Source organism: Streptomyces venezuelae (genome assembly GCF_008642315.1).
Lineage (GTDB): Bacteria > Actinomycetota > Actinomycetes > Streptomycetales > Streptomycetaceae > Streptomyces > Streptomyces venezuelae_D.
Map to the genome: position 1 here is coordinate 7621779 of NZ_CP029192.1, position 26089 is coordinate 7647867.

Annotated in this window: 20 protein-coding genes and 1 pseudogene; 13 read left to right on the plus strand and 8 right to left on the minus strand. The window is 70.8% G+C overall.

Annotation, left to right across the window (positions count from 1 at the left end; genetic code table 11):
* Window positions 1–13 precede the first annotated feature (13 nt).
* From DEJ48_RS33750 to pulA, 7 genes and pseudogenes are all read left to right on the plus strand, one after another.
* Complete coding sequence (locus DEJ48_RS33750) at window positions 14–1285, plus strand: extracellular solute-binding protein (RefSeq protein WP_150219929.1); 1272 nt, start codon at window positions 14–16, stop codon at window positions 1283–1285.
* A 23-nt stretch (window positions 1286–1308) separates the two neighbouring features.
* A complete protein-coding gene (locus DEJ48_RS33755; RefSeq protein ID WP_150219930.1) occupies window positions 1309–2319 on the plus strand; it encodes a carbohydrate ABC transporter permease in 1011 nt (336 codons plus the stop codon).
* Window positions 2316–3212, plus strand: a complete 897-nt coding sequence (locus DEJ48_RS33760; protein ID WP_411757507.1) for a sugar ABC transporter permease — start codon at window positions 2316–2318, stop codon at window positions 3210–3212. The genes DEJ48_RS33755 and DEJ48_RS33760 overlap by 4 nt, the downstream gene beginning before the upstream one ends.
* A gap of 71 nt (window positions 3213–3283) precedes the next feature.
* Complete coding sequence (locus DEJ48_RS33765) at window positions 3284–4933, plus strand: glycoside hydrolase family 13 protein (RefSeq protein WP_150219931.1); 1650 nt, start codon at window positions 3284–3286, stop codon at window positions 4931–4933.
* Window positions 4930–5985 carry a LacI family DNA-binding transcriptional regulator gene (locus tag DEJ48_RS33770; protein ID WP_150221551.1) on the plus strand — a complete coding sequence of 352 codons (1056 nt, stop codon included), beginning with the start codon at window positions 4930–4932 and terminating at the stop codon, window positions 5983–5985. The genes DEJ48_RS33765 and DEJ48_RS33770 overlap by 4 nt, the downstream gene beginning before the upstream one ends.
* Window positions 5986–6173: 188 nt before the next feature.
* Window positions 6174–7517 (plus strand): annotated as a pseudogene (locus DEJ48_RS33775) (alpha-amylase); the annotation flags it as partial.
* Window positions 7518–7653: 136 nt separating this feature from the next.
* Window positions 7654–10395 (plus strand): pullulanase-type alpha-1,6-glucosidase, encoded by a 2742-nt coding sequence (gene pulA / locus DEJ48_RS33780; RefSeq protein WP_150219933.1) that lies wholly within the window; start codon window positions 7654–7656, stop codon window positions 10393–10395.
* Between the two features lie 375 nt (window positions 10396–10770).
* Here pulA and DEJ48_RS33785 read toward each other — a convergent pair whose 3' ends face one another.
* A complete protein-coding gene (locus DEJ48_RS33785) occupies window positions 10771–11781 on the minus strand; it encodes an aldo/keto reductase (protein ID WP_150219934.1) in 1011 nt (336 codons plus the stop codon).
* Between the two features lie 146 nt (window positions 11782–11927).
* On the opposite strand from DEJ48_RS33785, the gene DEJ48_RS33790 reads away from it, so the two are divergent.
* Window positions 11928–12860, plus strand: coding sequence for a LysR substrate-binding domain-containing protein (locus tag DEJ48_RS33790; RefSeq protein WP_150219935.1), 933 nt, complete (start codon window positions 11928–11930; stop codon window positions 12858–12860).
* Here the strand turns inward: DEJ48_RS33790 and DEJ48_RS33795 are convergent.
* Both DEJ48_RS33795 and DEJ48_RS33800 read right to left on the minus strand, forming a co-directional pair.
* On the minus strand, window positions 12853–13905 hold the full coding sequence (locus DEJ48_RS33795; protein ID WP_150219936.1) for a chitinase: 1053 nt from the start codon (window positions 13903–13905) through the stop codon (window positions 12853–12855). The genes DEJ48_RS33790 and DEJ48_RS33795 overlap by 8 nt on opposite strands.
* 107 nt (window positions 13906–14012) lie before the next feature.
* Window positions 14013–14468 (minus strand): Lrp/AsnC family transcriptional regulator, encoded by a 456-nt coding sequence (locus DEJ48_RS33800; RefSeq protein ID WP_150219937.1) that lies wholly within the window; start codon window positions 14466–14468, stop codon window positions 14013–14015.
* A gap of 141 nt (window positions 14469–14609) precedes the next feature.
* Between DEJ48_RS33800 and DEJ48_RS33805 the strand changes: the two genes are divergently transcribed.
* From DEJ48_RS33805 to DEJ48_RS33815, 3 genes are all read left to right on the plus strand, one after another.
* On the plus strand, window positions 14610–15626 hold the full coding sequence (locus DEJ48_RS33805) for an asparaginase (protein WP_223832282.1): 1017 nt from the start codon (window positions 14610–14612) through the stop codon (window positions 15624–15626).
* Window positions 15627–15782: 156 nt separating this feature from the next.
* Window positions 15783–17204, plus strand: a complete 1422-nt coding sequence (gene aspA / locus DEJ48_RS33810; protein WP_150219939.1) for an aspartate ammonia-lyase — start codon at window positions 15783–15785, stop codon at window positions 17202–17204.
* A 161-nt stretch (window positions 17205–17365) separates the two neighbouring features.
* On the plus strand, window positions 17366–18649 hold the full coding sequence (locus tag DEJ48_RS33815) for a phosphatase PAP2 family protein (RefSeq protein WP_150221552.1): 1284 nt from the start codon (window positions 17366–17368) through the stop codon (window positions 18647–18649).
* A 31-nt stretch (window positions 18650–18680) separates the two neighbouring features.
* Here the strand turns inward: DEJ48_RS33815 and DEJ48_RS33820 are convergent, their stop codons facing one another.
* The 5 genes from DEJ48_RS33820 to DEJ48_RS33840 all read right to left on the minus strand — a co-directional run bounded on the left by DEJ48_RS33820 (window position 18681) and on the right by DEJ48_RS33840 (window position 24199).
* Window positions 18681–19373, minus strand: coding sequence for an HAD family hydrolase (locus tag DEJ48_RS33820; RefSeq protein ID WP_150219940.1), 693 nt, complete (start codon window positions 19371–19373; stop codon window positions 18681–18683).
* A gap of 26 nt (window positions 19374–19399) precedes the next feature.
* Window positions 19400–19882, minus strand: coding sequence for an Lrp/AsnC family transcriptional regulator (locus DEJ48_RS33825; protein ID WP_150219941.1), 483 nt, complete (start codon window positions 19880–19882; stop codon window positions 19400–19402).
* A 103-nt stretch (window positions 19883–19985) separates the two neighbouring features.
* The gene (locus DEJ48_RS33830) at window positions 19986–21299 is read right to left on the minus strand and encodes a ricin-type beta-trefoil lectin domain protein (RefSeq protein ID WP_223832283.1); all 1314 of its coding nucleotides are present in this window, start codon (window positions 21297–21299) and stop codon (window positions 19986–19988) included.
* 99 nt (window positions 21300–21398) lie between these two features.
* A complete protein-coding gene (locus DEJ48_RS33835; protein ID WP_150219942.1) occupies window positions 21399–22919 on the minus strand; it encodes an MFS transporter in 1521 nt (506 codons plus the stop codon).
* 104 nt (window positions 22920–23023) lie between these two features.
* Window positions 23024–24199 (minus strand): alpha-hydroxy-acid oxidizing protein, encoded by a 1176-nt coding sequence (locus tag DEJ48_RS33840; protein WP_150219943.1) that lies wholly within the window; start codon window positions 24197–24199, stop codon window positions 23024–23026.
* A gap of 239 nt (window positions 24200–24438) precedes the next feature.
* Between DEJ48_RS33840 and DEJ48_RS33845 the strand changes: the two genes are divergently transcribed.
* Both DEJ48_RS33845 and DEJ48_RS33850 read left to right on the plus strand, forming a co-directional pair.
* Window positions 24439–24864 (plus strand): ATP-binding protein, encoded by a 426-nt coding sequence (locus tag DEJ48_RS33845; protein ID WP_223832284.1) that lies wholly within the window; start codon window positions 24439–24441, stop codon window positions 24862–24864.
* Window positions 24865–25129: 265 nt separating this feature from the next.
* Window positions 25130–26086: a GNAT family N-acetyltransferase gene (locus DEJ48_RS33850; RefSeq protein ID WP_150219944.1), complete on the plus strand. Its 957-nt coding sequence runs from the start codon at window positions 25130–25132 to the stop codon at window positions 26084–26086.
* Window positions 26087–26089 lie beyond the last annotated feature (3 nt).

The window sequence follows — 26089 nt, forward strand, 5'->3', positions numbered from 1 at the left end:
TGAAGGAGTTCACATGCGGCGTGGCATTGCGGCCACCGGGCTGATCGCGGCCCTGGCCCTGACAGCGGCAGCGTGCGGGGGCGACGACGAGGGCAGCGGCGGCAGCAAGGGCGGGAAGCTCTCCGGCACCGTCACCTTCTGGGACACCTCGAACGACGCCGAGAAGGGCGCGTACGAAAAGATCGCCAAGGGCTTCGAGAAGCTGCACCCGGACGTCGAGGTCGACTATGTGAACGTCCCGTTCGGCGAGGCCAACGCCAAGTTCAAGAACGCCGCGGGCGGCAACTCCGGCGCACCCGACGTGATGCGCACCGAGGTCGCCTGGACCCAGGACTTCGCCTCGCTCGGCTACCTCGCCCCGCTCGACGGCACCGTCGCGCTCGACAAGGCGGACGACTACCTCCCGCAGGCCGCCGCGAGCACGAAGTTCAAGGGCAAGACGTACGCCGCCCCGCAGACCATCGACACCCTGGCGCTCTTCTACAACAAGAAGATGCTCAAGGACGCCGGCGTCGAGGTGCCGACCTCCTTCGACGAGGTCAAGTCCGCCGCGAAGAAGATCAGGTCGAAGTCCGGCAAGACCGGCCTCTACCTGCGCGGCGACGACCCGTACTACTACCTCCCGTACCTCTACGGAGAGGGCGGCGACCTCCTGGACACCAAGAACAAGAAGGTCACGGTCGACGAGCCCGAGGGCGCCGAGGCCTTCTCGGTGATGAAGGACCTCGTCGACTCCAAGGCGGCGGTCACCGACGCGAGCGACGGCTACAACAACCAGCTCAACGCCTTCAAGGACGGCGACGTCGCCATGGCGCTCGACGGCCCGTGGTCCATCCAAGGAGCTTTGCAGGGCAAGGAGTTCAAGTCCGACAAGGGCAACCTCGGTGTCGCACCCGCCCCGGCGGGCAGCGCGCGCCAGGGCGCCCCGCAAGGCGGCTGGAACCTCGCCGCCTACGCCGGCTCCGGCAACCTCGACGCGTCGTACGAGTTCATCAAGTACATGAGCTCCGCCAAAGTGCAGCAGCAGACCACCGAGCAGCTCAGCCTGCTGCCGACCCGCACCTCCGTCTACGACGTGAAGTCCGTCAAGGACAACCAGATGGTGCAGTTCTTCAAGCCCGCCGTCGCCAAGTCCGTGCAGCGGCCGTGGATCCCGGAGGCCAACGCGCTCTTCGAGCCGATCCGTCTGCAACTGGAGAAGGTGCTCAGCGGCAAGTCCTCGCCCGAGAAGGGCGCCAAGGGCATCGGTGACGCCTACCGCAAGCTCCTCAAGGACTACAAGTAGGAACAGGGAGGGCTGACCGACCCATGGCTGTCGAGACCGGCCGGTCGGTGGCGAAGGCCGCGGATGCCGAGGGCATCCGCGGCCGCGGCCACCGGCCCGGCAAGAAACCGGGGCGGCTGCGCAGGACGTTCGCGACTCACTGGTACGCGTGGGCCATGGTCGCCCCCGTGGTGACCGTGATCGGCGTGATCGTCGGCTACCCGCTGGTGCGCGGCATGTATCTGTCGACGACCAACGCCAACGAGGCGAACGTCGAGCGGCACATCGGCGTCAATGACATCCCCGCCACGTACGAGTCCGTCGGGCTCGACAACTATCGGGCGATCCTCTCCGACGGCGTCTTCTGGGACCGCCTCACCTGGACCGTGGTGTGGACCGTCTCCTGCGTCGCGCTGTCCTTCGCGCTCGGTCTCGCGCTCGCCACCATGCTCAACCGCAAGCTGGCGGGGCGCTCCTTCTACCGGATGGCGCTGATCCTGCCGTGGGCCGTGCCGGCCTTCGTCTCCGTCTTCACCTGGCGCCTGCTCTTCAACGAGAAGAAGGGCCTGCTGAACAAGCTTCTCGCGGGCGGCGGCATCGACGCGGTCCCGTGGCTCAACGACCCGACCTGGGCGAAGATCTCCGTGATCACCGTCAACGTCTGGCTGGGCGTGCCGTTCATGCTGGTCGCCATGCTCGGCGGGCTCCAGTCCATACCGGGCGAGCTGTACGAGGCGGCCGAGATGGACGGCGCCAACGCCTGGCAGCGCTTCCGCCACATCACCCTGCCGGGGCTGCGCACCGTGGCCAGCACGGTGATCCTGATCAGCGGCATCTGGACCTTCAACATGTTCCCGGTGATCTTCCTGCTCACCAGGGGAGGCCCGGGAGACGCCACCGAGATCCTGGTGACGTACGCCTACCGGCTCTCGTTCGTCGTCAGCCCACGCGACTTCGCGGGCTCCGCGGCCTGGGGCGTCCTCATCCTCGCCCTCCTGTCGATCATCGCGGTGGCCTACCGCCGCGCGCTCCGCAAGCAAGGAGAGGTGTGGTGACCACCGTGGAAACGAAGGAGACCACCCCGGCGGAGCCCGCGTCGGCGAAGAAGCGCAGGCCCAGAGGGCGGGAGGAGCGCGGCCCGCTCGCCTCGGTCGCCCTGCACGTCACCCTGCTGCTCGCCAGTGCCGTCGCGGTCCTGCCGCCCCTGTGGCTCCTGGTCACGTCGTTCAAGCCGCAGAGCGAAGCGTTCTCCACCGACCTGGTGAAGGACTTCACGTTCGGCAACTACGACCACGTCCTCAACGACACCGAGTTCCCGAACTGGCTCCTCAACTCCCTCTTCGTGGTGGGCCTGACCACGGTGATCGGCGTCTTCATCTCGGCGACGACCGGGTACGCGGTGAGCCGCTTCAAGTTCCCCGGCATGCGGCCCCTGATGTGGCTCCTCCTCATCACCCAGATGTTCCCGGTCGCGGTGCTCATCGTGCCGCTGTACAACCTGCTCGCCAGTCTCGGACTGCTCAACCAGCCCGTCGGGCTCGTCGTCACGTATCTGACGATCGCCGTGCCGTTCTGCGCCTGGATGATGAAGGGGTACTTCGACACCATCCCGGTCGAGATCGACGAGGCGGGACGGGTGGACGGACTCAACCCGTTCGGCACCTTCTGGCGGCTCATCGTGCCGCTCGCCAAGCCGGGCCTCGCCGTCACCGGGTTCTACAGCTTCATCACCGGCTGGGCCGAGGTCGCCTACGCGTCCGCCTTCATGACCGGCGAGGAGAACCTCACGCTCGCCGGCGGCCTGCAGACCTTCGTCAACCAGTACACCAGCGACTGGGGCTCGCTGACCGCGTCCGCGGTGATCGTCGCGGTGCCCGCCGCGGTGATCTTCGGCTTCGCCCAGCGCCACCTGGTCTCCGGTCTGACGGCGGGCGCGACGAAGTCCTGAGGCGTCCTGTTCCGAGGCGTCCCGCTCCACGGCGTCCCGCCGCTCCACCACACTCGATCCCCAGGGAAGACATGACCCAGCATCTCGCTGCCCCTGCCGCCCCCACCACCGAGACGCGCACGGACTGGTGGCGCGACGCGGTGATCTACCAGGTCTATCCGCGCAGCTTCGCCGACGGCAACGGCGACGGCATGGGAGACCTGGAGGGCATCCGCAGCCGGCTGCCGTACCTCAGGGACCTCGGCGTCGACGCCGTCTGGCTCAGCCCCTTCTACGCCTCGCCGCAGGCCGACGCCGGTTACGACGTCGCCGACTACCGCGCCATCGACCCGATGTTCGGCAGCCTCCTCGACGCCGACGCGGTCATCCGCGACGCCCACGAGCTGGGCCTGCGCATCATCGTGGACCTGGTTCCGAACCACTCCTCCGACCGGCACGACTGGTTCCGCCGCGCGCTGGACGAGGGTCGGGGATCGCCGCTCCGCGAGCGCTACCACTTCCGCCCCGGCAAGGGCGCCGACGGCGAACTCCCGCCCAACGACTGGGAGTCCATCTTCGGCGGCCCCGCCTGGACTCGGGTGCCCGACGGCGAGTGGTACCTCCACCTCTTCGCGCCCGAACAGCCCGACTTCAACTGGGAACACCCCGCCGTCCAGGACGAGTTCCGCTCGATCCTGCGCTTCTGGCTCGACATGGGGGTCGACGGCTTCCGCGTCGACGTGGCCCACGGCCTGGTCAAGGAGGCCGGCCTCCCCGACATCGGTCACCACGACCAGCTCAAGCTGCTCGGCAACGACACCATGCCGTTCTTCGACCAGGACGGCGTGCACGCGATCTACCGCAGCTGGCGCACGGTGCTGGAGGAGTACGCGGGCGAGCGCATCCTCGTCGCCGAGGCGTGGACGCCGACCGTCGAACGCTCCGCTCATTACGTGCGGCCCGACGAGATGCACCAGGCCTTCAACTTCCAGTACCTGGGCACCTCTTGGGAAGCGGCCGAACTGCGCGAGGTCATCGACGCGTCGCTGGCCGCGATGGAACCCGTGGGCGCCCCCGCCACCTGGGTGCTCTCGAACCACGACGTGACCCGGCACGCCACCCGCCTCGCCAACCCGCCGGGCCTCGGCACCCAGCTGCGCACCGCGGGCGACCGCGAGCTGGGTCTGCGCCGCGCCCGCGCGGCGACCCTGCTGATGCTGGCGCTGCCCGGCTCCGCGTACCTGTACCAGGGTGAGGAGCTCGGCCTGCCCGACGTCACCGACCTGCCCGACGAGGTGCGCCAGGACCCGTCGTTCATCCGCGCCGAGGGGCAGGACGGCTTCCGGGACGGCTGCCGGGTGCCCATCCCGTGGACCAAGGACGGCTCTTCGTACGGCTTCGGTTCGGGCGGCAGCTGGCTGCCGCAGCCCGTGGGGTGGGGCGAGCTGAGCGTGCAGGCGCAGACGGGCGACCCCGGCTCGACCCTGGAGCTGTACCGCAGCGCCCTCGCCGTGCGCCGCGCGGAGCCGGGGCTCGGCGCGGGCGGCGCCGTCGAGTGGCGCGACGCCCCAGAGGGCGTGCTCGTCTTCGCCCGCGACGGCTTCGTGTGCACCGTGAACACCACCGCTGAGACAGTCGGTGTCCCGGCTCCCGGCCGTGTCCTGCTCGGCAGCGAGGAGGCGGAGATCGCGGACGGGGTCGTGCACCTGCCCGCCGACACCACCGTCTGGTGGGCAGTGTGACGCTGCCCTCCGCGCCGCGGGACGCCCACCGGGGCGCCCCGCGGCTCCTGGACATCGCGGCGCAGGCCGGCGTCAGCGAGGCCACGGCGAGCCGGGTCCTGAACGGCAGGGCGGGGGTCGCGACCGGCACGAGACGCCGGGTCCTCGCCGCCCTGGACGTCCTCGGCTACGAACGGCCCACCCGGCTGAAACGACGCAGCGCCGGACTCGTCGGTCTGGTCATCCCCGAGCTGACCAACCCGATATTCCCCGCCTTCGCGCAGGTCATCGAGCAGGTCCTCGCCGGGCACGGCTACACCCCGATGCTCTGTACGCAGATGCCCGGCGGTGCCACCGAGGACGAGCTCGTCGAGCAGTTGGAGGACCGCGGTGTCAGCGGCATCATCTTCCTGTCGGGCCTGCACGCCGACATGACGGCCGACACCGCGCGCTACCGCGAACTGGCGCACCGCAAAGTGCCGTTCGTCCTCATCAACGGATACAACGAGGACATCCCGGTCTCCTTCGTCTCGCCCGACGACCGCTCCGCGGTGCGCATGGCCGTACGCCACCTCGTCGACCTGGGTCACGAGCGGATCGGCCTGGCCGTCGGACCGACCCGGTACGTGCCCTCGCGCCGCAAGGCGGAGGGGTTCGTCGCGGCCCTGCACGGCATGCTCGGTCTGCCGCGGGCGGAGGCCGAACGCCTCGTGCAGCGCACGCTGTTCACGGTCGAGGGCGGGCAGGCCGCCGCCGGTGCCCTCCTCGACCTCGGGTGCACGGCGATGGTGTGCGGCAGCGACCTGATGGCGCTCGGCGCCGTCAGGACCGTGCGCGAACGCGGCCTCACCGTGCCCGGCGACGTCTCCGTGGTCGGCTTCGACGACTCCCAGCTCATCGCCTTCACCGATCCGCCGCTGACCACCGTGCGCCAGCCGGTGCAGGCGATGGCGACCGCCGCGGTGGGCGCGCTCCTGGAGGAGATCGACGGAAATCCCGTGCAGCGCACGGAGTTCGTGTTCCAGCCGGAGCTCGTCGTGCGCGGGTCCACCGGGGTGTGCCCAGAGGGTTGACCCCGTGCGGGGGGCGTCCTACGGTCCAACCCGCAACAACTTGTGCTGACTTGCTGCAAGTACTTGCTGAGGGCTGGCTTGTCGAAGGAAGCACTCGCTGAAGGTTGGTTCTCCCCACGCGCAGGAGGTTCCCCATGACCGCCCGGACCACGCAGAGCCGCAGAGCCACCGCGACCACGCTCGCCCTGATGGTGGGTGTCGCGGGCAGTGTCGTCGCCGGGGCCCCCGCGTCCCAGGCCGCCCCGCCCGGCGCGAAGGACGTCACCGCCGTCCTGTTCGAGTGGAACTTCAAGTCCGTCGCGAAGGCCTGCACGGACCGGCTCGGCCCGGACGGCTACGGATACGTGCAGGTGTCGCCGCCCCAGGAGCGCATCCAGGGCGACGCCTGGTGGACCGCGTACCAGCCGGTCAGCTACAAGATCGGCTCCCGGCTCGGCGACCGCGCCGCGTTCAAGAGCATGGTCGACACCTGCCACGCGGCCGGGGTGAAGGTCGTCGCCGACGCGGTGATCAACCACATGACGAACGCGTCCGGCACCGGCTCGGCGGGCTCCGGCTTCACCAAGTACGACTACCCGGGCACGTACTCGTCCGCCGACATGGACGACTGCAAGTCCGCCATCAACAACTACCAGGACCGCTGGAACGTCCAGCACTGCGAGCTCGGCGGCCTCGCCGACCTCGACACCGGCGAGAACCACGTGCGCGGCCGCATCGCCACGTACCTCAACGACCTCCTCTCGCTCGGCGTGGACGGCTTCCGCATCGACGCGGCCAAGCACATGCCCGTCGACGACCTGAAGAACATCAAGTCGCGGCTGAGCAACCCGAATGTCCACTGGAAGCAGGAGACGCTGTACGGGGCCGGCGAGGCCGTATCTCCGAGCGAGTACACCGCGACCGGCGACCCGCAGGAGTTCCGCTACGCCTGGGACCTCAAGCGCGTCTTCAAGGACGAGAAGCTCGCCTACCTGAAGAACTACGGCGAGGGCTGGGGCTACATGCCGAGCGGCACCAGCGCGGTGTTCGTCACCAACCACGACACCGAGCGCCATGGCCAGACCCTCAGCTACAAGGACGGCGCCGACCACACGCTGGCGCACGTCTTCATGCTGGCCTGGCCCTACGGCTCGCCCGACGTCCACTCCGGCTACGAGTTCAGCAGCACGGACGCCGGGCCGCCCAACGGCGGCCAGGTGAAGGCCTGTTACAGCGACGGGTGGAAGTGCCAGCACGCCTGGCCGGAGATCCGCGGCATGGTCAAGTTCCGCAACGCCGCGCGCGGCGCGTCCGTCACCGACTGGTGGGACAACGGCAACGACACGATCGCCTTCGGCCGCGGCGACAAGGCGTACGTCGTCATCAACCACGAGGGTGCCACCGTCAACCGCACCTTCCAGACCTCCCTGGCGGCGGGCACGTACTGCGACGTGCAGAGCGGCAGGAGCGTCGGCGTGGACGGCTCGGGGCGGTTCACGGCGTCCGTCGCCCCGAACACGGCCCTCGCGCTGCACGCCGGGTCCAAGAACTGCTGACCGGCCCCGAGCCCACCGCCCATAGGCCGGCCGCCCGGCCCATCCGTGTCCCCGCTGCCGGGCGGCCGCACCTTTCCTCCCCGCCCCTCAAGCCCACCTCTCCCTCAAGCCCACCTCTCAAGGAGAAACCGCTGTGACCGGCTCCCCGCGCCGCGCCGCCGTGACCGTGGCCCTCGCCCTGCTCGCCGCCACCGTGCCCCTGACCGCGACGGCGGGCGCGGTGCCGCTGGTTCCGTCGCCCGCGTCCGCCGCATCCGCCGCGGCCGAGCAGACAGGGCAGGCCGATCCACTCGACCTGTCGAAGTCGAGGGCCCAGTGGATCGACAGGAACACCCTGGCCTGGGACGCGAGCCCGGGGAGCCGTCACGAGCTCCTGTACGCACCCCACGGCGGCCTCACGGTCGCGGGCGGCGACATCGGGGGAGCGGCGGTCCACCGCCTGCGCCTCACTCCCGCCGAAGGCGGCGGCCTCACCGACGCCCAGAAGGCCAGGTTCCCGCACCTCAAGGAGTACGCGGCCTTCACCGTCGACCCCCGCGACCGCCGCCTGGTGCGCGCCGCCCTCACCGGCCAGCTCGTCGCCACGGCCCGCACCGCCGACGGCACCCTGCGCTCCGCCACCGGCGTGCAGACGCAGGGCGTCCTCGACGACCTGTACGGCGCCGCCGCCACCAAGGCCACCCTCGGCCCCCGCTTCGCGCACGGCCGCGTCACCCTCGCCGTCTGGGCTCCCACCGCCCAGCGGGTCTCCCTCGACATCGGCGGCCGTACGGTGACGATGCACCGGGACCGCGCCTCCGGGGTCTGGTCGGCGACCGGGCCCGGCAGCTGGTCGGGCAAGGCCTACCGGTACGTCGTCGAGGTGTGGGCGCCGAGCGTCCGCGAGGTCGTCACCAACAAGGTCACCGACCCCTACTCCACCGCGCTCACCGCCGACTCGGAGCGCAGCCTCGCCGTCGACCTGGCCGACCCGGAGCTCGCCCCCGAGGGGTGGGCCGGGCTGCGCAAGCCGAAGGCGACCCCGCTGCGCGACGCGCAGATCCAGGAGCTGCACGTCCGGGACTTCTCCGCCGCCGACCCCACGTCGGACCACCCCGGCCAGTACCTGGCGTTCACGGACAAGACGTCCGACGGCATGCAGCACCTGCGACGCCTGGCCCGCGCCGGCACGTCGTACGTGCACCTGCTGCCGGTCTTCGACATCGGCACCGTCCCCGAGCGCGCCGCCGACCGGGCCACCCCCGACTGCGACCTGCCCGCGTACGCCCCCGACTCGGAGGAGCAGCAGGCCTGCGTCACCAGGAGCGCGGGCCAGGACGCGTACAACTGGGGATACGACCCGCTGCACTACACGGTCCCGGAGGGCTCGTACGCGAGCGACCCCGACGGCACCCGCCGCACCGTGGAGTTCCGCGAGATGGTGCGGGGCCTGAACGGCTCGGGGCTGCGCACGGTGATGGACGTCGTCTACAACCACACCGTCGCGAGCGGCCAGGCCGACAAGTCCGTGCTGGACAGGATCGTGCCGGGCTACTACCAGCGCCTGGACGCGGACGGTGCGGTCACCACCTCCACCTGCTGCGCCGACACGGCGCCCGAGAACGCGATGATGGGCAAGCTCGTCGTCGACTCGATCGTCACGTGGGCGCGGGAGTACAAGGTCGACGGCTTCCGCTTCGACCTGATGGGACACCACCCGAAGGCCAACATCCTCGCCGTCCGCAAGGCGCTCGACGCGCTGACCCCGGCGAAGGACGGCGTCGACGGCAAGAGCATCGTCCTGTACGGGGAGGGGTGGAACTTCGGCGAGGTCGCCGACGACGCCCGGTTCGTGCAGGCCACCCAGAAGAACATGGCGGGCACCGGCATCGCGACGTTCTCCGACCGCTCGCGCGACGCGCTGCGCGGCGGCGGCCCGTTCGACGGGGACCCGGGCGTGCAGGGCTTCGCCAGCGGCCTGTACACGGACCCCAACTCGTCCGAGTCGAACGGCACTCCGGCCCAACAGAAGGCCCGCCTCCTGCACTACCAGGACCTCATCAAGGTCGGCCTGACCGGGAACCTCGCCGGCTACACCTTCACGGACTCGGCCGGACGCAGGGTCAAGGGCGCGGACGTCGACTACAACGGGGCCCCCGCCGGGTACGCGGCGCGGCCCGGCGACGCGCTCTCCTACGCCGACGCGCACGACAACGAATCGCTGTACGACGCGCTCGCCTTCAAGCTGCCGAAGGACACGTCAGCGGGTGACCGGGCCCGCATGCAGGTCCTCGCCATGGCGACCGCCGCCCTCTCCCAGGGCCCGGCGCTCTCCCAGGCCGGCACGGACCTGCTGCGCTCCAAGTCCCTCGACCGCAACTCCTACGACAGCGGCGACTGGTTCAACACGATCAACTGGGACTGCCGCGCGGGCAACGGCTTCGGCCGGGGCCTGCCGCCCGCCGCCGACAACAAGGACAAGTGGCCTTACGCGAAGCCCTTGTTGTCGTCCGCGGCGGCGCTGACCCCGGGCTGCGAGGAGATCAACAGCACGTCGGCCGCGTACCGGGACCTGCTGCGCATCCGGACGACCGAATCGGCCTTCTCCCTGGCCACGGCCGGGAAGGTCCAGTCGGCGCTGTCCTTCCCGCTGTCCGGTACCGCCGACGAAACACCGGGCGTCATCACCATGAAACTCGGCGACCTGGTGGTCGTCCTCAACGCGAGCCCACAGACGCGACGGCAGCGCGTCGACGCCGTACGGGGCGCCCGCTATGACCTGCACCCGATCCAGGCGTCCGGCGCCGACCCCACCGTCAAGTCAGCGGCGTACGCGCGGAGTTCGGGCACCTTTACCGTTCCCGCGCGAACGGTCGCCGTGTTCCGGCGAGGCTGAGCGCAGGGCGCACACCGTGTTGTCGAGCGGGGCGTCGGCCAACCGCCTCCAGACCAGGGCGACATGACGGGTGAAGCGGACGGCGGGCTTGTGGGCGAAGACGAGGAAGGTCATGGCGCACCTCCGGATGGACCGGGGCGGCAGGCGACGCCGAAGACGTCAGTGCGTGCCGCGAAGAAAAGGCGGGTGAAGGGTGCTGAGGAGTCGATCGCGACTCGGACTCGGACTGTGGTCCACGGTTCCCGCCTCCTCTCCATGTGCCTGTGCTCGTGCCTGTATCCGTACCGGACGGAAGTGCCCCCCACCGTAGGCGGCCACGGTGGGGGACGACAGGGGCGAAGGTCCCTTGTGCGGTGATTCCCGACGGGGAGGCGCTCAGGCGTCGTTCGGGAGCGGGGCGGACGGGCTGACCAGCTCCGCGGCGCGCAGCTCCGTCCAGAAGGCCTGGGGGACGTCCTCGTTCAGTGCGGCCGTGTCCTCGGCGATGCGGCTGGGGCGGGTGGCGCCGGGGATGACGGCGGCGGTCGCCGGGTGGGCGAGCGAGAACTGCAGGGCCGCGGCCTTGATGCTCACGCCGTGCTTCTGGGCGAGTGCCTTCAGGCGGCCGACGCGCTCGACGATCTCGGCGGGCGCCTCCTGGTACTCGAAGTGGGTGCCGCCCGCGAGGATGCCGGAGCTGTAGGGGCCGCCGACGACCATGTCGACGCCCTGCTCGCGGGCCGCGGGCAGCAGCCGCTGGAGGGCGTGGTCGTGGTCGAGGAGGGTGTAGCGGCCCGCGAGGAGGAAGCCGTCGGGGCGCGGCTCGTCGAGGTCGAGGGTCAGCTCGATGGGCTCGGTCTTGTTGACACCGAGGCCCCACGCCTTGATCACGCCTTCGTCGCGGAGCCGGGACAGGACGCGGAAGGCGCCGGTGCGGGCCTCCTCGAACTTCTGCAGCCACTGGTCGCCGTGGAAGTCCTGGGCGATGTCGTGGACCCAGACGATGTCGAGGCGGTCGGTCCCCAGACGCTTGAGGCTGTCCTCTATGGAGCGTTCGGTGGCGTCGGCCGTCCACTCGTGCACGATCTTGTTCGGGTTGCCGTGCTCGAACAGGCCGCCCTTCTCGCCGAAGTCGGGCGTGGCGGTCTCGTGCTCGTCCAGGATGACGCGTCCGACCTTGGTGGACAGGACGTAGGAGTCGCGGGGCTTCCCGGCGAGCACCTCGCCGAGGCGGCTCTCCGCGAGTCCGGCGCCGTAGAAGGGTGCGGTGTCGTAGTAACGGATGCCGTGGTCCCAGGCGGCCTCGACGGTGGCGCGCGCCTCGTCGTCGGGGATGGCGCGGAACATGTTGCCGAGCGGGGCGGTGCCGAAGCCGAGACGGCCGGGGAGGAGGGACTTGATGCCCATGGAGAAGATCCTTGCGTCGACGAGGGTTATGTGCGGATACGAGGGCATTTACCCCTGTCCGCGTCTCTTGCTCCGTCCAGGCTAGGATCGACGGGTCAGACTGTCCAAGACTTACTTGGTCATACTTGAGTCCCCCGAGGTCTTACATGCTTGACCTGCGACAACTGCGCTATTTCGTGACCGTGGCCGAGGAGGAGCATGTCGGACGGGCCGCCGAGCGCCTGAACATCTCGCAGTCCCCGCTCAGCCGGCAGATCGCCCAGCTGGAGAAGAACCTGGGTCTGACGCTGTTCGAACGCAGCCAGCAGCGCCTGCGGCTCACCTCCGACGGCCGCGTCTTCCTCGCCGAGGCCACCGCCCTGCTGCGGCACGCGGACCGGCTGGAGAACCTCGGCCGGCGCCTCGGCCGCGGCGACGAGGGCGGCCTGTGCGTGGGGTACGTGAGCGACGCCATGCACACCGGTCTGCTCCCCGGCGCCCTGCGCACCCTCAACGAGGACCGCCCCGGCATCCACGTGGCCCTCTACGACCTGACCGCCCCCGAGCAGTTCGAGGGCCTGCGCCAGCGCAGCCTGGACATCGCCCTGGTCCCGGAGGCGCCGCCCGCGGAGGACCCCGACCTGCGCGGCGCGCTCCTGCTGGCGGACCCGCTGCTCCTGGCCGTGCCCAGCGGCCACCCACTGGCCGACGCCGACGAGGTGCGGCCCGCGGACCTCGACGGCCTGCCCTGGATCGCCGTCGAGGACGGCCAGGACCACGTCTGGCGGGACGACTTCGTCGCCGCGTGCGCCGCCGCGGGGTTCGCCCCCGACATCCGCTTCGAGGCCCCGGAGCCCCTGACCGCGCTGGGCCTGGTGGCCTCCGGGCTCGGCCTCGCGTTCGTGCAGCAGAGCATGGTGCGGGGCCGCACCGAGGGGGTGACCGTCCGCGAACTCCCGTGGTTCCGGCGGTCCGTCCGACTGTGGGCCGTATGGCACCGGATCGACCTGCGCCCGGTCGTCGCCGCGTTCCGCGAGACCGTGTTGGCGGCCGGTGCCGGTGCCGGTGCCGAGGGGCGGGATCAGGGGCGGGTCAGCTGATCCGCTTGAAGTTGTCGCCGAACGTCCAGCCCTTTGACCCGTCCCAGTTGATCGACCACGTCATCAGGCCCTTGAGGGCGCCGTTGTAGCGGTTCCAGGCCTGGGTGACGAGGCTCGGGGACATGTAGCCGCCGCCGGCGCCCGGTTGGGCGGGGAGGCCCGGGACCTGTTTGTCGTAGGGGACCTTGATGGTGGTGCCCTGGATGTTCAGGCCCTTGTTGAGGCAGTCGGTCTGGGCGGTGAAGCCCTGCACGGTGCCCGCGGAGTAGGAGTCGCCGGAGCAGCCGTACATGCTGCCGTTGTAGTACTGCATGTTCAGCCACCACAGGCGGCCGTTGTCCGCGTACTTCTTGATGATCGGCAGGTACGCGCCCCAGATCGAGCCGTAGACGACGCTGCCGCCGGTGACGTACGCCGTCTCGGGGGCCATCGTGAGGCCGAAGCCCGCGGGCATGCGGGCGAGCACGCCGTCGATGATGCGGATGAGGTTGGACTGCGAGGCCGACAGCTGGTTGATGTTGCCGCTGCCCACGAGGCCCGTCTCGATGTCGATGTCGATGCCGTCGAAGTTGTACTTCTTCAGGATCGGCACGATCGTCTCGACGAAGCGGTCGGCGACGGCGGTGGAGTTCAGGTCGATGCCCGCCGTCGCGCCGCCGATGGACATCAGGATGGTCGCGCCGTCCGCCTTCGCCTGGCACATCTCGGCGGGCGTCGCGACCTTCACCGTCGCGTCCATGCCGTCCTCCCACAGGACGGTGCCGTCGGAGCGGATGACGGGGAAGGCCGCGTTGATGACGTTGTAGCCGTGCTGTTTGATGCGGCTGTCGGTGATGGGGGTCCAGCCGAACGGCGGGTGCACGCCGTTGGAGGCGCCGTCCCAGTTCTCCCAGTACCCCTGGAGCACCTTGCCCGCGGGCTTCGGCTTGACCGCGCAGGTGTCGGCGGCACGGGGTGCGGCGGGGGCCGCCGCGGCGGCCGGTAGTTGGGCGACACAGGCCAGCGCGAGCGCCGACCCCAGCAGGCGTAACGTCCGACCGAACACGCTGGACTCCTTGGGGGGAGGGGGGAGGAGACGTGCGTGGTGCGAGGCGTCACGCTAGGCAGGTCTGGACCAGGCGTCAATAGGTCTGTACCAAAGAGGGGTCGCGCTCAGTCGTCCACCGGCAGGCCCTGCGGTTCCTTGATCCGCTTCATGATGATCTGCGAGTTGACCTCGGTGACCCCGGCCAGCGTGGTGAGCCGCTCGATCCACAGCCGCTCGTACGCGGCGAGGTCCGCGACCGCGATGCGCAGGAGGCAGCCGGGGCTCCCGAACAGGCGGTACGCCTCGATGACATCCGGAATGTCCTGGAGTGCCGCCTCGAACGCCTCGACGGTCTCGCGGTCGCGGCGCACCTCGATGGAGACCAGCACCTCGAACCCCCGGCCGACCGCTTCCGGGGCGACCACCGCGCGGTATCCCCGGATGACCCCGTCCAGCTCCAGCTGGCGCACCCGGCGCATGCAGGGGGACGCGCTGAGGCCGACCCGCGCGGCCAGCTCCTGATTGGTCAGTCGGCCGTCGTTCTGAAGCTCACGCAAGATGCTGCGGTCGATCTCGTCCATGGCGCAATTATCCACCACGTATGTTGCACAAGTCTTCGATTTTGGCAAACACATTGCGCAATGTTCGATCTATCCTTGCGGCGAGGCTGCCCACCACTCAGGGGGCTGATGGTCCTCAGGTTCCCTGGGAGGTATACGGACGTGGAAGCACAGGCGCGACGGATCGTCGTCATCAGCACCGGCGGGACGATCGCGAGCCGTTGGCAGGGGACCGGCTTCGCCGCCGACGCCCCCGGCCGCGAGGTGCTCGCCACGGCCGCGATACCCCAGGACATCACCTCCGAGGTCATCGACCTCTTCAACGTGAACAGCCCGCGTCTGACCTCCGCCCAGCAGCTCACCCTCCTGCGCACCGTGCACGAGGTCCTCGCCGACCCCGGAGTCGACGGCATCGTCGTCACGCACGGCACGGACACGCTGGAGGAGTCCGCCTTCCTCCTCGACCTCTACCACGACGACCCCCGGCCGGTCGTCTTCACCGGTGCGCAGAAGCCGTTGGGCGCCGAGGACGGCGACGGGCCCGGCAACCTGTACGACGCGCTGCTCACCGCCGCGACCGTGCGCGACCTCGGTGTCCTCGTCGTCTTCGACGGCAAGGTGCACGCGGCCCGCGGCACGGTGAAGACGCAGACCCTCGCCGCCGACGCGTTCGCCGATCCGTCGGGGCCGCCCGTCGGCAAGGTCGGTTTCGGCAAGATCTCGATACTGCACCGTCCGCTGCGGCCCGCCCCGCTGCCGCTGCCCCCGGCTGACGCGACCCTGCCGCGCATAGACATGGTCATGCACCACGTCGACGCCGACCCGCTGTTCGTGGAGACGGCCGTCGAGGCGGGCGCGCAGGGCATCGTGCTCGTCGCCACGGGGGCGGGCAACGCGACGCCCGAGTTCGTCGGCGCCGTCACCGCGGCGATCGAGCGGGGCGTTCTGGTCGCCCTCACCACCCGTGTCCAGGGCGGGCCCGTCACCGAGATCTATACGCACGGCGGGGCGGTCGATCTCGCGGCGGCCGGAGCGGTGCTCACGGGGACGTTGCGGGCGGGGCAGGGGCGGAGTGCGGTGCTTGCGGCTCTCCTCTCGGCCTCCGGGCCGGGGGAGCGGGGCGCTGCGCTGCGCCACGTCGTCGGTTCGGTGGCCCTGGATGAGGCTGCGGCTGCCTGAGTGTTTTCGTCTGCGGGCCGGATGTGGCTGGTCGCGCAGTTCCCCGCGCCCCTGGACTGTGCCTTGTCCCGCCCGCGAAGAGAGTGCACGGCGCCCACCCCCCCGTACAGAACGAAGCGGCGCCCCCGCGCCTGGAAGAGAAACACGTACTGCATCATGAGCACCGTCCCCGCCCCCATCCCCGTCCCCGCCCTCCGTCGCGAGCACGACCTGCTCGGGGATCGTGATGTGCCCGCCGATGCCTACTGGGGCATCCACTCCCTCCGTGCCACGGAGAACTTCCCCATCACGGGCATCCCGATCTCCGTGTATCCGCAGCTCATCGACGCGCTCGCCGCCGTCAAGGAGGCCGCGGCCCGGGCCAACGAGGAGCTGGGGCTGCTTCCGAAGGTGAAGGCCGATGCCATCGCGGCCGCGTGCCGGGAGATTCGTGCGGGACGGCTGCACGACCAGTTCGTCGTCGACGTCATCCAGGGCGGCGCCGGCACTTCCACCAACATGAACGCCAACGAGGTCGTCGCCAACCGGGCGCTGGAGCTCCTCGGGCACCCCAAGGGCGCGTACGAACATCTGCACCCCAACGAGGACGTCAACCTCAGCCAGTCCACCAATGACGTGTATCCGACCGCCGTGAAGGTCGCGACCGTCAGTGCCGTGCACGGGCTGCTGCGCGCGATGTCGGTGGTGCAGGACGCGTTCGCCGCGAAGGCCCTGGAGTTCCGTGACGTCCTGAAGATGGGGCGCACCCAGTTGCAGGACGCCGTGCCGATGACGCTCGGCCAGGAGTTCTCCGCGTACGCAGTGATGATCGACGAGGACCGCGCCCGGCTCGCCGAGGCCGTCGAGCTCATCCATGAGATCAACCTCGGCGCCACCGCCATCGGCACGGGCCTCAACGCCCCCGCCGGATACGCGGAGACCGCCCGCCGCCACCTCGCCGAGATCACCGGCATGCCGCTGGTGACCGCCGCCAACCTGGTCGAGGCGACGCAGGACTGCGGCGCCTTCGTGCACCTGTCCGGTGTCCTGAAGCGCATCGCGGTCAAGCTCTCCAAGAGCTGCAACGACCTGCGGCTCCTCTCGTCCGGCCCGCGCGCGGGACTCAACGAGATCAATCTGCCGCCGGTGCAGGCCGGGTCGAGCATCATGCCTGGCAAGGTCAACCCGGTCATCCCCGAGGTCGTCAACCAGGTCGCCTTCGAGGTGATCGGCAACGACGTCACGATCACGATGGCCGCAGAGGCGGGACAGCTCCAGCTCAACGCGTTCGAGCCGGTCATCCTGCACTCCCTGGCCAAGAGCATCACCTCGCTGCGCGCCGCCTGCCTGACGCTCGCCGAGCGCTGCGTGACCGGCATCACCGCCAACACGGAGGTGCTGCGCGCCTCGGTGGAGACCTCCATCGGCCTGGTCACCGCGCTCAACCCGCACATCGGGTACACCGCGGCCACCGAGATCGCGCAGGAGGCCCTGAGCACGGGCCGGGGCGTCGCCGAACTGGTTCTCGAGAAGGGGCTGTTGCCCGCGGAGCGCCTCGCGGAGCTGCTCACCCCGGAGCGGGTGGCCGGGGCCGCCTGACCGGAGCCGTGCTCGGATAGCATGATCCGGCCCCGGCGAGAGTGGACTATTTCAGCCCACGCACCTAACAAACGGCCAGACCATTGATATCTAAAGCACCGCGGATATCTCCGCGCAAAGACCGCACACAGCTGATCCCGGCCCTGCGCCGCCCGCGGGTGATGCTGTGGACGGCGGCGGGTGTGGTGACCCTCGGGTTCCTCATCGCGCTGGAGATCGCCTCGCGGCACTACGGCCTGCCGGGGCCGATCGCCGCCCAGGCGAGCGAGGTGATCTTCGCGCCGAAGTCGGGGCCGCTGCTGTACGCGAGCATGGCGCTGATGATGGTCGTGCTCACCTGGCGCCAGCGGTTCATCGCCTTCGGCGTCGCCGTCGCCATCGACGTCGTCTTCTTCCTGGCACGCCTCGCGGTCGGCGCCGACATGATGTTCGGCAACGGCGCGCTGTGGGTGATCCTGGGCGTCGGCGTCATCGCCGTCACCCGCCGCACCGGGCCGGAACGGGTCCTGCTCCTCAAGGGCGTCGGCCTCGGTCTGCTGCTCGTCGCGGGCCGCAAGACCGGTGACGCCTGGCTGCTCATCACCTCGAAGACCCGCCCGACGGTCCTCGATCCGTACGTCGCCGTCGCCGACCACGCGCTGGGCAACCCGTCGTGGCTGGTGGGCCGCATGGTCGAGGCGACCGGGCCGGTCGGCTCCACCGTCCTGGACTGGGTCTACATCCAGCTCGCGGTGGCCGCGGTCTGCGTCTCGCTGTACCAGCTGCGCAACGTCGCCACCGAGGGCCGCTTCCCCGGCCACTACCTGGTGCGCACCTTCCTGGTCATCGGCATGGTCGGACCCGCCGTCTACATGGTCTTCCCGGTGGTCGGACCGATCTTCGCGTACGGGGAGGGGGCCTTCGGCACCGGCGGCAGCCAGTGGGCGCTCGCCGAGCTGTGGCCGCACACGGCGCCGCCGCTCACCGCCCCGCACGCGATGCCGTACGACGGGTTCACCCCGCGCAACTGCATGCCCAGCCTGCACACGGCATGGGCCACCGCGATCTTCATCCACTCCCGCAAGGGACCGCGCTGGCTCCGGTACGCGGGCACGTTCTGGCTGATCGCGACGCTCGGCGCCACCCTGGGCTTCGGCTACCACTACGGCGCCGACCTCATCGCGGGAGTCGTGTTCGCGTTCACCATCGACGCCGCGATGCGCTCGTTCGACCGCGGCTGGGACCGGTCGGCCGTCCGGCTCGTCGCCTACGGCACCGGCGTCTTCGTCGCGCTCCTGGTGGCGTACCGCTATCTGCCGGTGCAGATGGCCGAGTACCCGTGGGTGGCGGGGCCGCTGCTCATCCTCGCGATGGCCTCGGTGGTCCAGGGCTACGTGTGGACGACCCGGCTGTGGGAGCCGAAGGTCGCGCCCGCCGAACCGAAGCCGCAGCCCGAGCTGGTCTGAGGCGGTCCCGCCGACCGCGGCCGGACTGCCCTCACAGGCCCCGGCCGGCCGCCAGTACGTCGAGGGCCGCCTGGGCCGTGAACTCCTGCTGGCCGCCCCGGAACAGCAGCTCCGCACCGGCGAAGGCCGGGTCGTCCGCGTGGGCGGCGACGTAGGGGACCGCGACGCAGCGCATGCCCGCCGCGTGCGCGGCCGCGGCGCCCGGCGCCGCGTCCTCGAAGACCACGCAGTCCGCGGGCTCCGCGCCGAGCAGCGCGGCCGCCGCGAGGAACACGTCCGGCGCGGGCTTGCCGCGCTCCACCTCCTCGGCGGAGACGAACGTCGTCAGATGGGCGTCCAGGCCCGTGCCCGCGAGGATCGCCTCGATGGCGGCCCGGGAGGAGCCGGACGCCACCGCCATCGGCACGCCCGCGTCGTACAGCCGCTCGACGAGCTTGCGCATCTCCGGGTAGACGGGGGTCCGGGCACGGGCGAGCGCCAGGTAGCGGCGGTCGAGGTCGGCGAGCAGCTCGGCCACGGACGCCGCCATCCCGTACTCCCGCCGCCACAGCGCGAGCGTCTCGTGGGAGCTGATGCCGACGTACTGCTCGTTGTCGGCCCAGGTGTACTCCCGGCCCGTGAAGTCGGCGAGCAGGGCCCGCGAGGCTTCGTAGTAGTTGGGCTCGCTGTCCACGAGAGTGCCGTCCAGGTCGAAGACGACCGCGGTCCTGCCGAAGGTGCTCATGACCTCCAGCATGCCAAACCGCCTGGTCATCCCTGTCCGGCGACCGACCTGCCGACCGACTCGACCAGGGGCAGCAGCCGGTGCGGCACCCGCTCCCGCAGCGCCATCTCCGTCCGCGTGCGCACCACACCCGGCAGGTTGATCAGCTGCTGCACGACGTCCTCCAGGTGCCCGTTGTCGCGCGCCGCGACCCGGGTCAGGAGATCGCCGCCGCCCGTGATCGAGTGCGCCTCGATGATCTCCGGCACGGCGGCCAGCGCGTCCCCCACCTCGTCCAGGTGCCCCTGCGTGACCTCGATGTGGACGAAGGCGAGCACGGGGTGGCCGAGCGCGGCGGGCGAGAGGAACGGGCCGGTGCCGGTGATCACGCCGTCCCGCTCCATGCGGTCGAGCCTGGCCTGGAGGGTGCCGCGCGCGATGCCGAGGACGCGGGCGTACTCGCGCAGGCTGGTGCGGGGCTGTTCGAGCAGCAGCCGGAGGATGCGGGTGTCGAGTTCGTCGACGGCCATGGTCGGAGGTTCTCCCAGGTGGGCGGGGGTGATCGCAGGTGACTGTAGCCGCTCGGGCCGTGCCTGCGGACGCGCCCGCCCACCGGGGTGCGCTACTGGTGCGCTACTTGGGCATGACCCAGATCTGCCGCTTGTACGTGTTCGCCGCGTACAGCTGGACCTTGGTGCTGTTGGCGGTGGAGCCGCCCTTCACGTCGAGGACCTTGCCGGACGCGACGTGCACGACCTGACCCTTGGCGTTGACCTTCCAGCGCTGGGACGCACCGCCGTTGCAGTCGTACAGGGAGATCTTGTTGCCGTTGGTGCTCGCGTTGCGGTAGTTGTCCAGGCACTTGCCGAGCGCGCGGATCGTGCCGTCCTGCTGCGGGATCCAGGACTGCCCGGGGCCGCTGTTGCAGGTGTAGATCTGGATCTGCGTGCCGTTGGCCGCCTTGCCGCCCTTGGCGTCGAGGCACTTGCGGCCGATACCGGTCACCTTGCCCTGCGGGGGCAGCGCCGCGCCGCCGCCGCGCGCCAGGTGGCGCAGGCCCTGCATGTCGTACTGCTGGACGTAGGTGCCCGCGCGCTTGTCCTGGTACGCGGTGGTGGGCGTGCACATCACGGGGAACTGGCCGGAGTCCGACCCCTTGACGCAGTCGCCGCGGGTCGCGCTGCGGTTGGCGTGCGCCAGCCCCATCGTGTGCCCGAGCTCGTGGCTGATGTGGTTGCGGAAATACGTTTCGCCCATGGACGGGGCGGGCTTGCCGGCCGCGGTGAGGAACTCGTCGTCGATGTACGCGTGCCCGCTGGTCACCGTGTCGGCGACGGACGAGGAGTAGAAGCCGCAGCTCAGGCTCTTGCTGCCGGAGCCGTCACGGACGACCTTCCAGCCCTGTGAGCCTCCGTCGGCCGGCGGTACGCACGGCCGGTGCAGCACACCGACGATGATCTCGCCCTTGGGCCGTACGTAGTCCCAGCCGACCGGTTGTGTGTCGACCTTCACCGGGAGCGTCGTGACGCGCTGGAGGTCGGCGGCGGACTTCTTCACGTATGGGGCCAGCCAGTCCGCGGACTTCTTGTCGTAGAACTTGATGGTGTAGCCGGAGGCGAGGTACTTCGACGCGCCGCCCGACTGCCAGCCCGTGCCGTGCGGGGCGGCCGCGGCGGCACGCCCGGACGCGCCCGACGGCGCCGCGGAGCGGGCCACGGGCGTCGACTTCAGGGACATCACGCCGTCCTCGAAGGACGTGCCGTCGGAGCGGGTGGCGCCGAAGTCCGCCGCCTCGGCGGCCGGGTGCGCCGCGGCCGGCTCGTCGTCGCCGCCGGTGCCGAAGGCGGCGGGCGACAACTGGACCCCCGCCACGACGGCCGCCGCGGCGCCCACGCCGGCCATCGCCATGCGGCGCTTGCGTGCGCCGCGCTTGCGTATGGAACTCAATTCCCCGTTGTCCTCTCACACTGTCGAGTCACTGCCGAACAGATGATAGGGGTGAACTGAGGGACGGCTGTTGCCAGTTGTGCCGCACGGTCCATCCGGTCAGTGCGCGTCCTCCGTCGGGCGCAGGTTCTTCGGGATCTTCGCCCAGGTGAGCGCCGCGGCGGCCAGCGGCAGCGCGGCCGCCATCAGGAACGTCGGCGTCATCCCGGAGGTGAACGCGTCGGCGGCCCGCGAAAGCAGCTCGGCACCGGCCGGGCCCGTGAGGCCGGACGCCACCCGGGCCGCCTCGCCGATCGAGTCGCTCACGGACGCCGCGGTGTCCGCCGTGAGACCGAGGTCGGGCAGGTTCACGCGGTACAGCGCGGTGGCGATGCTGCCGAGCACGGCCACGCCCATCGCGGCGCCGAGCTCGTAGCAGGTCTCCTCGACCGCCGCCGCGCCGCTGACGTCCTCGGCCGGGGTGGCCGCCATCAGCGTCACGGACGCGGCGGTCGTCGCGATGCCGACGCCGCAGCCGAGCACGCCGAGCGCCACGGCGACCTCGCCGTAGCCGAGCGGGCCCGACAGCTGGAGCAGCCACGGCAGGGAGAGCCCCGCCGTCATCAGGAGCAGGCCGCCGCCCATGACGTGGCGGATCGGCAGGCGGTGCATCAGCGCCGGGGTGACCAGCGAGGTCAGGACCAGGCCGAGCGGTGCGGGCAGCATCCGGATGCCGGCCTCCAGGGGGCTGTAGCCCTCGCCGTACTGGAACCACTGGGTGATCAGGAACAGCGCCGAGCCGAGCGCGATCATGCCGAGGAAGATCGAGGCGGCGGCGATGGCGAAGGGCCGGGACGCGAAGAGGCGCACCTGCAGCAGTGGGTGGGCCAGGCGCAGCTGGCGGCGTACGAAGACCGTGAGGGTCACCGCGGCGACGGCGAGCAGCGCCCAGGCGACGGGGTCGGCGGGGCCGCCCTTGCCGAGCTGCTTGATGCCGCCCGCGAGGGCGAGCATGCCGACGACGGACTGGCCCACGCCCCACCAGTCCCAGCGGCCCTCGCGGGGCTGACGGGACTCGGGCAGGATCCACAGGCCGAGCGCGATGATCACCAGTGCGACGGGGATGTTGATCAGGAACGCCGACTGCCAGCCGTCGTGCTCGACGAGCAGACCGCCGACGACCGGACCGAGCGCCATGCCGCCGCCGAAGACGGCCGACCACACCGCGTAGGCGAGGGCGCGCTCGCGGGCGTCGGTGAAGACCTTCCGCAGGATCGACAGGGTGGCCGGCATGATCGTCGCGCCACCGGCGCCGAGCAGCGCGCGGGCGGCGATGACCTGCCACGCGGCGGTCGCGAAGACGGCGAGGAGCGAGGCGAGGGCGAAGACGCCGAAGCCGATCAGGAGCAGCCGCTTGCGGCCCCACCGGTCGCCGAGCGCGCCGGCGGTGACGAGGAGGCCGGACAGCACGAGGGCGTAGATGTCGATGATCCACAGCTGCTGTACGGAGCTGGGCCGCAGATCGGCGACCAGGGAGGGGAAGGCGACGTTCAGGATCGTGGTGTCCATGGCGATCAGCAGGAGGCTGCCGGAGAGGATCGCGAGGACGGCCCAGCGCCGAGGATCACGCTGCGGGGTCATGTGGAGTAACACCTCAGTTTCGAATGAGACACCAATGTCTCACAGGAAACGTGTAGGTGTCTAATGAGGTGTCGGCTGAGCCACGGCGGCGGGCCGGGTACGCGTCACCGCACGCGCTGGAGCGCCTCCGCGGTGAGGTCCGCGAGCGTCGGATAGCCGTCGACTGCCATCAGCAGGTCCGCCTCGGCGAGCAGCGAGCGCAGCACGTGCGTCACGCCGTCGGCCCCGCCCATGCCGAGCCCGTACGCGTACGGGCGGCCCACACCCACCGCGGTGGCGCCGAGCGCGACGGCCTTGACGATGTCCGCGCCGCTGCGCACCCCCGAATCGAAGAGGACGGGCAGCCCCTCGGCGGCCTCGACGACCGCGGGCAGCACGTCGAGCGCGGGAAGCCCGCCGTTGGCCTGACGGCCGCCGTGGTTGGAGCAGTAGATGCCGTCCACCCCGCCGTCCCTGGCCCGGCGCACGTCCTCGGGATGACAGAGGCCCTTGATGATCAGCGGCAGCGAGGTCAGGGAGCGCAGCCACGGCAGGTCGTCCCACGTGAGCGGATTCCCGAAGACCTGCACCCACTTGAGCACCGCGGACTGCATGTCGTGCTCGGGGTCGGCGGGCAGCTGCGCGCGGAACACCGGGTCGCTCGTGTAGTTGGCCAGGCAGTGGCCGCGCAGCTGCGGGAAGTTGGAGGCGCCCAGGTCGCGCGGGCGCCAGCCGGTGATCCAGGTGTCCAGGGTGACGACGATGCCCTTGAACCCGGACTTCTCCGCCCGGCGGACCAGGCTCTCGGCGAGAGCGCGGTCCGTCGGCGTGTACAGCTGGAAGAAGCCGGGCGTATCGCCGAACTCGGCGGCGACCTCCTCCATCGGGTCGGCGGACAGGGTCGAGGCGACCATCGGGACCCCGGTCCGCGCGGCCGCCCGCGCGGTCGCGAGATCGCCGTGCCCGTCCTGCGTACAGATGCCGAGGACCCCGATGGGCGCCATGAACAGGGGAGAGGGCAGCGTCATGCCGAACAGGTCCACGGACAGGTCGCGCTCCGCGGCCCCCACGAACATGCGCGGTATCAGCCCCCACCGCTCGAACGCGGTGACGTTGGCGTCCTGTGTGCGCTCGTCGCCGGCGCCGCCCGCGACGTACGAGACGACCGAAGGCGGCATCGCGGCATGGGCGCGCGCCTCCCACTCCGCGTACTTCATCGGGTACTCGGGAACGACGCCGCGCAGACCGTCGAGGTAGATCTCGTCCTGGTAGTCCTTGAAGGGGCGGGGCGTCGGATGCATGGGCGGCCTTCCCGGTACGGAGGATCGGACGGCCGCTCAGTCTGGTTCGAAGTCGATGTCAAGGTCAATGAGCGTCGTTCGAGGCCGTGTTCACGGAAGTGGCCGCGCGCGGATTGGTGATCTGTACGCGAGGGCATCACCGTGAGGCAGGACAGGTCGCGCCGGATGGGCGGCGACCCCGGTGGCGACATGGTTCGCGGGTGGACGCCGGCCTGCTACAGGGAGGGGAGTGAGCTGCCATGCGTGCGCACCAGCGCGCCCGTCGGCCCACGGAACGGGTGGAGTACGCGCTGCCGCAGGAGCCCGCTTCGGCGGGCCGCGCGCGGAGACTGGCCTCCGCGTTCCTCGCCGGGTCACGGCGCCGCAAGACCGAGGTGGACGCCGAGCGGATGGACGACGCCGCGCTGATCGTCTCCGAGCTCGTGTCCAACGCGCTGCGGCACGGACGAGGCGGCTGCCGGCTGCGCGTCGAGGTGTCGGGGGCGCGGGTGACCGTGGAGGTCACCGACGCCAGCCCCGAGCATCCACGGTTCCAGAAACACGGCATGGACAACACGGAGAGGGAGAGCGGACGCGGCCTGGCGATGGTCCGGCTGCTGACCCACCGGCTCGAGGTCGTGGGGGCGCACCGCGGGGGCAAGACGGTACGGGCGGTGCTGGCCTGACCCTCCGCGTTCCGGGAACGTCGCGGTACCGGTCGGCCTACGCGAAAGCCCCGGGCGCCGCGTACTGCGACGGGACCACTTGCGCGCCGGTCGGGCCCCGGCGGACGGGCGGACACCGGACTCGTCCTACGGTGGGAACCGGCCGCGCTCGGCAGGACCCGGCTCGCGCGGCCGCTCTCGGGGCCCTCGACTTCGGGACATCGGCGCCCTCGGCAACGCGAAAAGTCCGTTGCGCGTGCGGATCCCGCCCCCGGACAGTGGACCCATGACGACGTCTCCCACACCGCCCCAGGGGCTCACCGTGCGCCCGGCGACGCTCGACGACGCGGCGGCCGTGTGCGCGCTGCTCAACGAGGTCGACGTCCTGGAGATCGGCCGCGCCGACACCGAAACAGCCGAGGTGCGGGCCGATTTCGTCCACCCCGAGGTGGACCTGGAGCGGGACTCCTGGCTGCTCTTCGACGGTGACCTGCTCGTCGGGTACGCGTTGGCGTGGGACGAATCCGGCGGCGAGCGCATCGACGTCGACCACTACGTCCTGCCCGGCCGGCCGCAGGGCGCCCTGCACCTCCTCGACCTGCTGGAGGCCCGCGCCGCCGAGCGCGCGGCGGCCAACGGTGCGGCGCGGGCCGTGGTGCATCTGCACCTCAACACCGAGCCCACCACGGACCCGCGGGACCTCCGTGCGCGAGGCTGGCGGACCGTGCGGCGCTACAACGTGCTGGCACGCCGGATCGGCGCGGACACGGATCCGCTGCCGAAGGCGCCGCCCGGTGTGGTCCTGCGCCCCTGCCTCGCCGAGGAGGACCGCAGGCGCGCCCACGCCCTGCTCCAGGAGAGCTTCACCGAGCACTTCGACCACCAGCCGCGCACCTACGCGCAGTGGCTCGACGACATCGACGCCCCGAACGTGGACTGGTCGCTCATCTGGGTCGCCCACGTCGAAGGGCTCGGCGACGCCGCCGTGCTGCGCACCCACGACAACCGCCCGTCGATGGGCTGGATAGGCAACCTCGGCGTCCTGGCCGAGGCCCGCGGGCGCGGCATCGGCAGCCATCTGCTGCGCCACGCCTTCGGGCACTACGCCGCGCTGGGCCGCGACCGGATCGGCCTCGGCGTCGACACCGACAACAGCAGCGGCGCACTCGCCCTCTACGAACGGCACGGCATGACTCTCGACCACGCCGTCGACACCTGGGAGCTGATCCGCCCGGCCGCCTGAGCG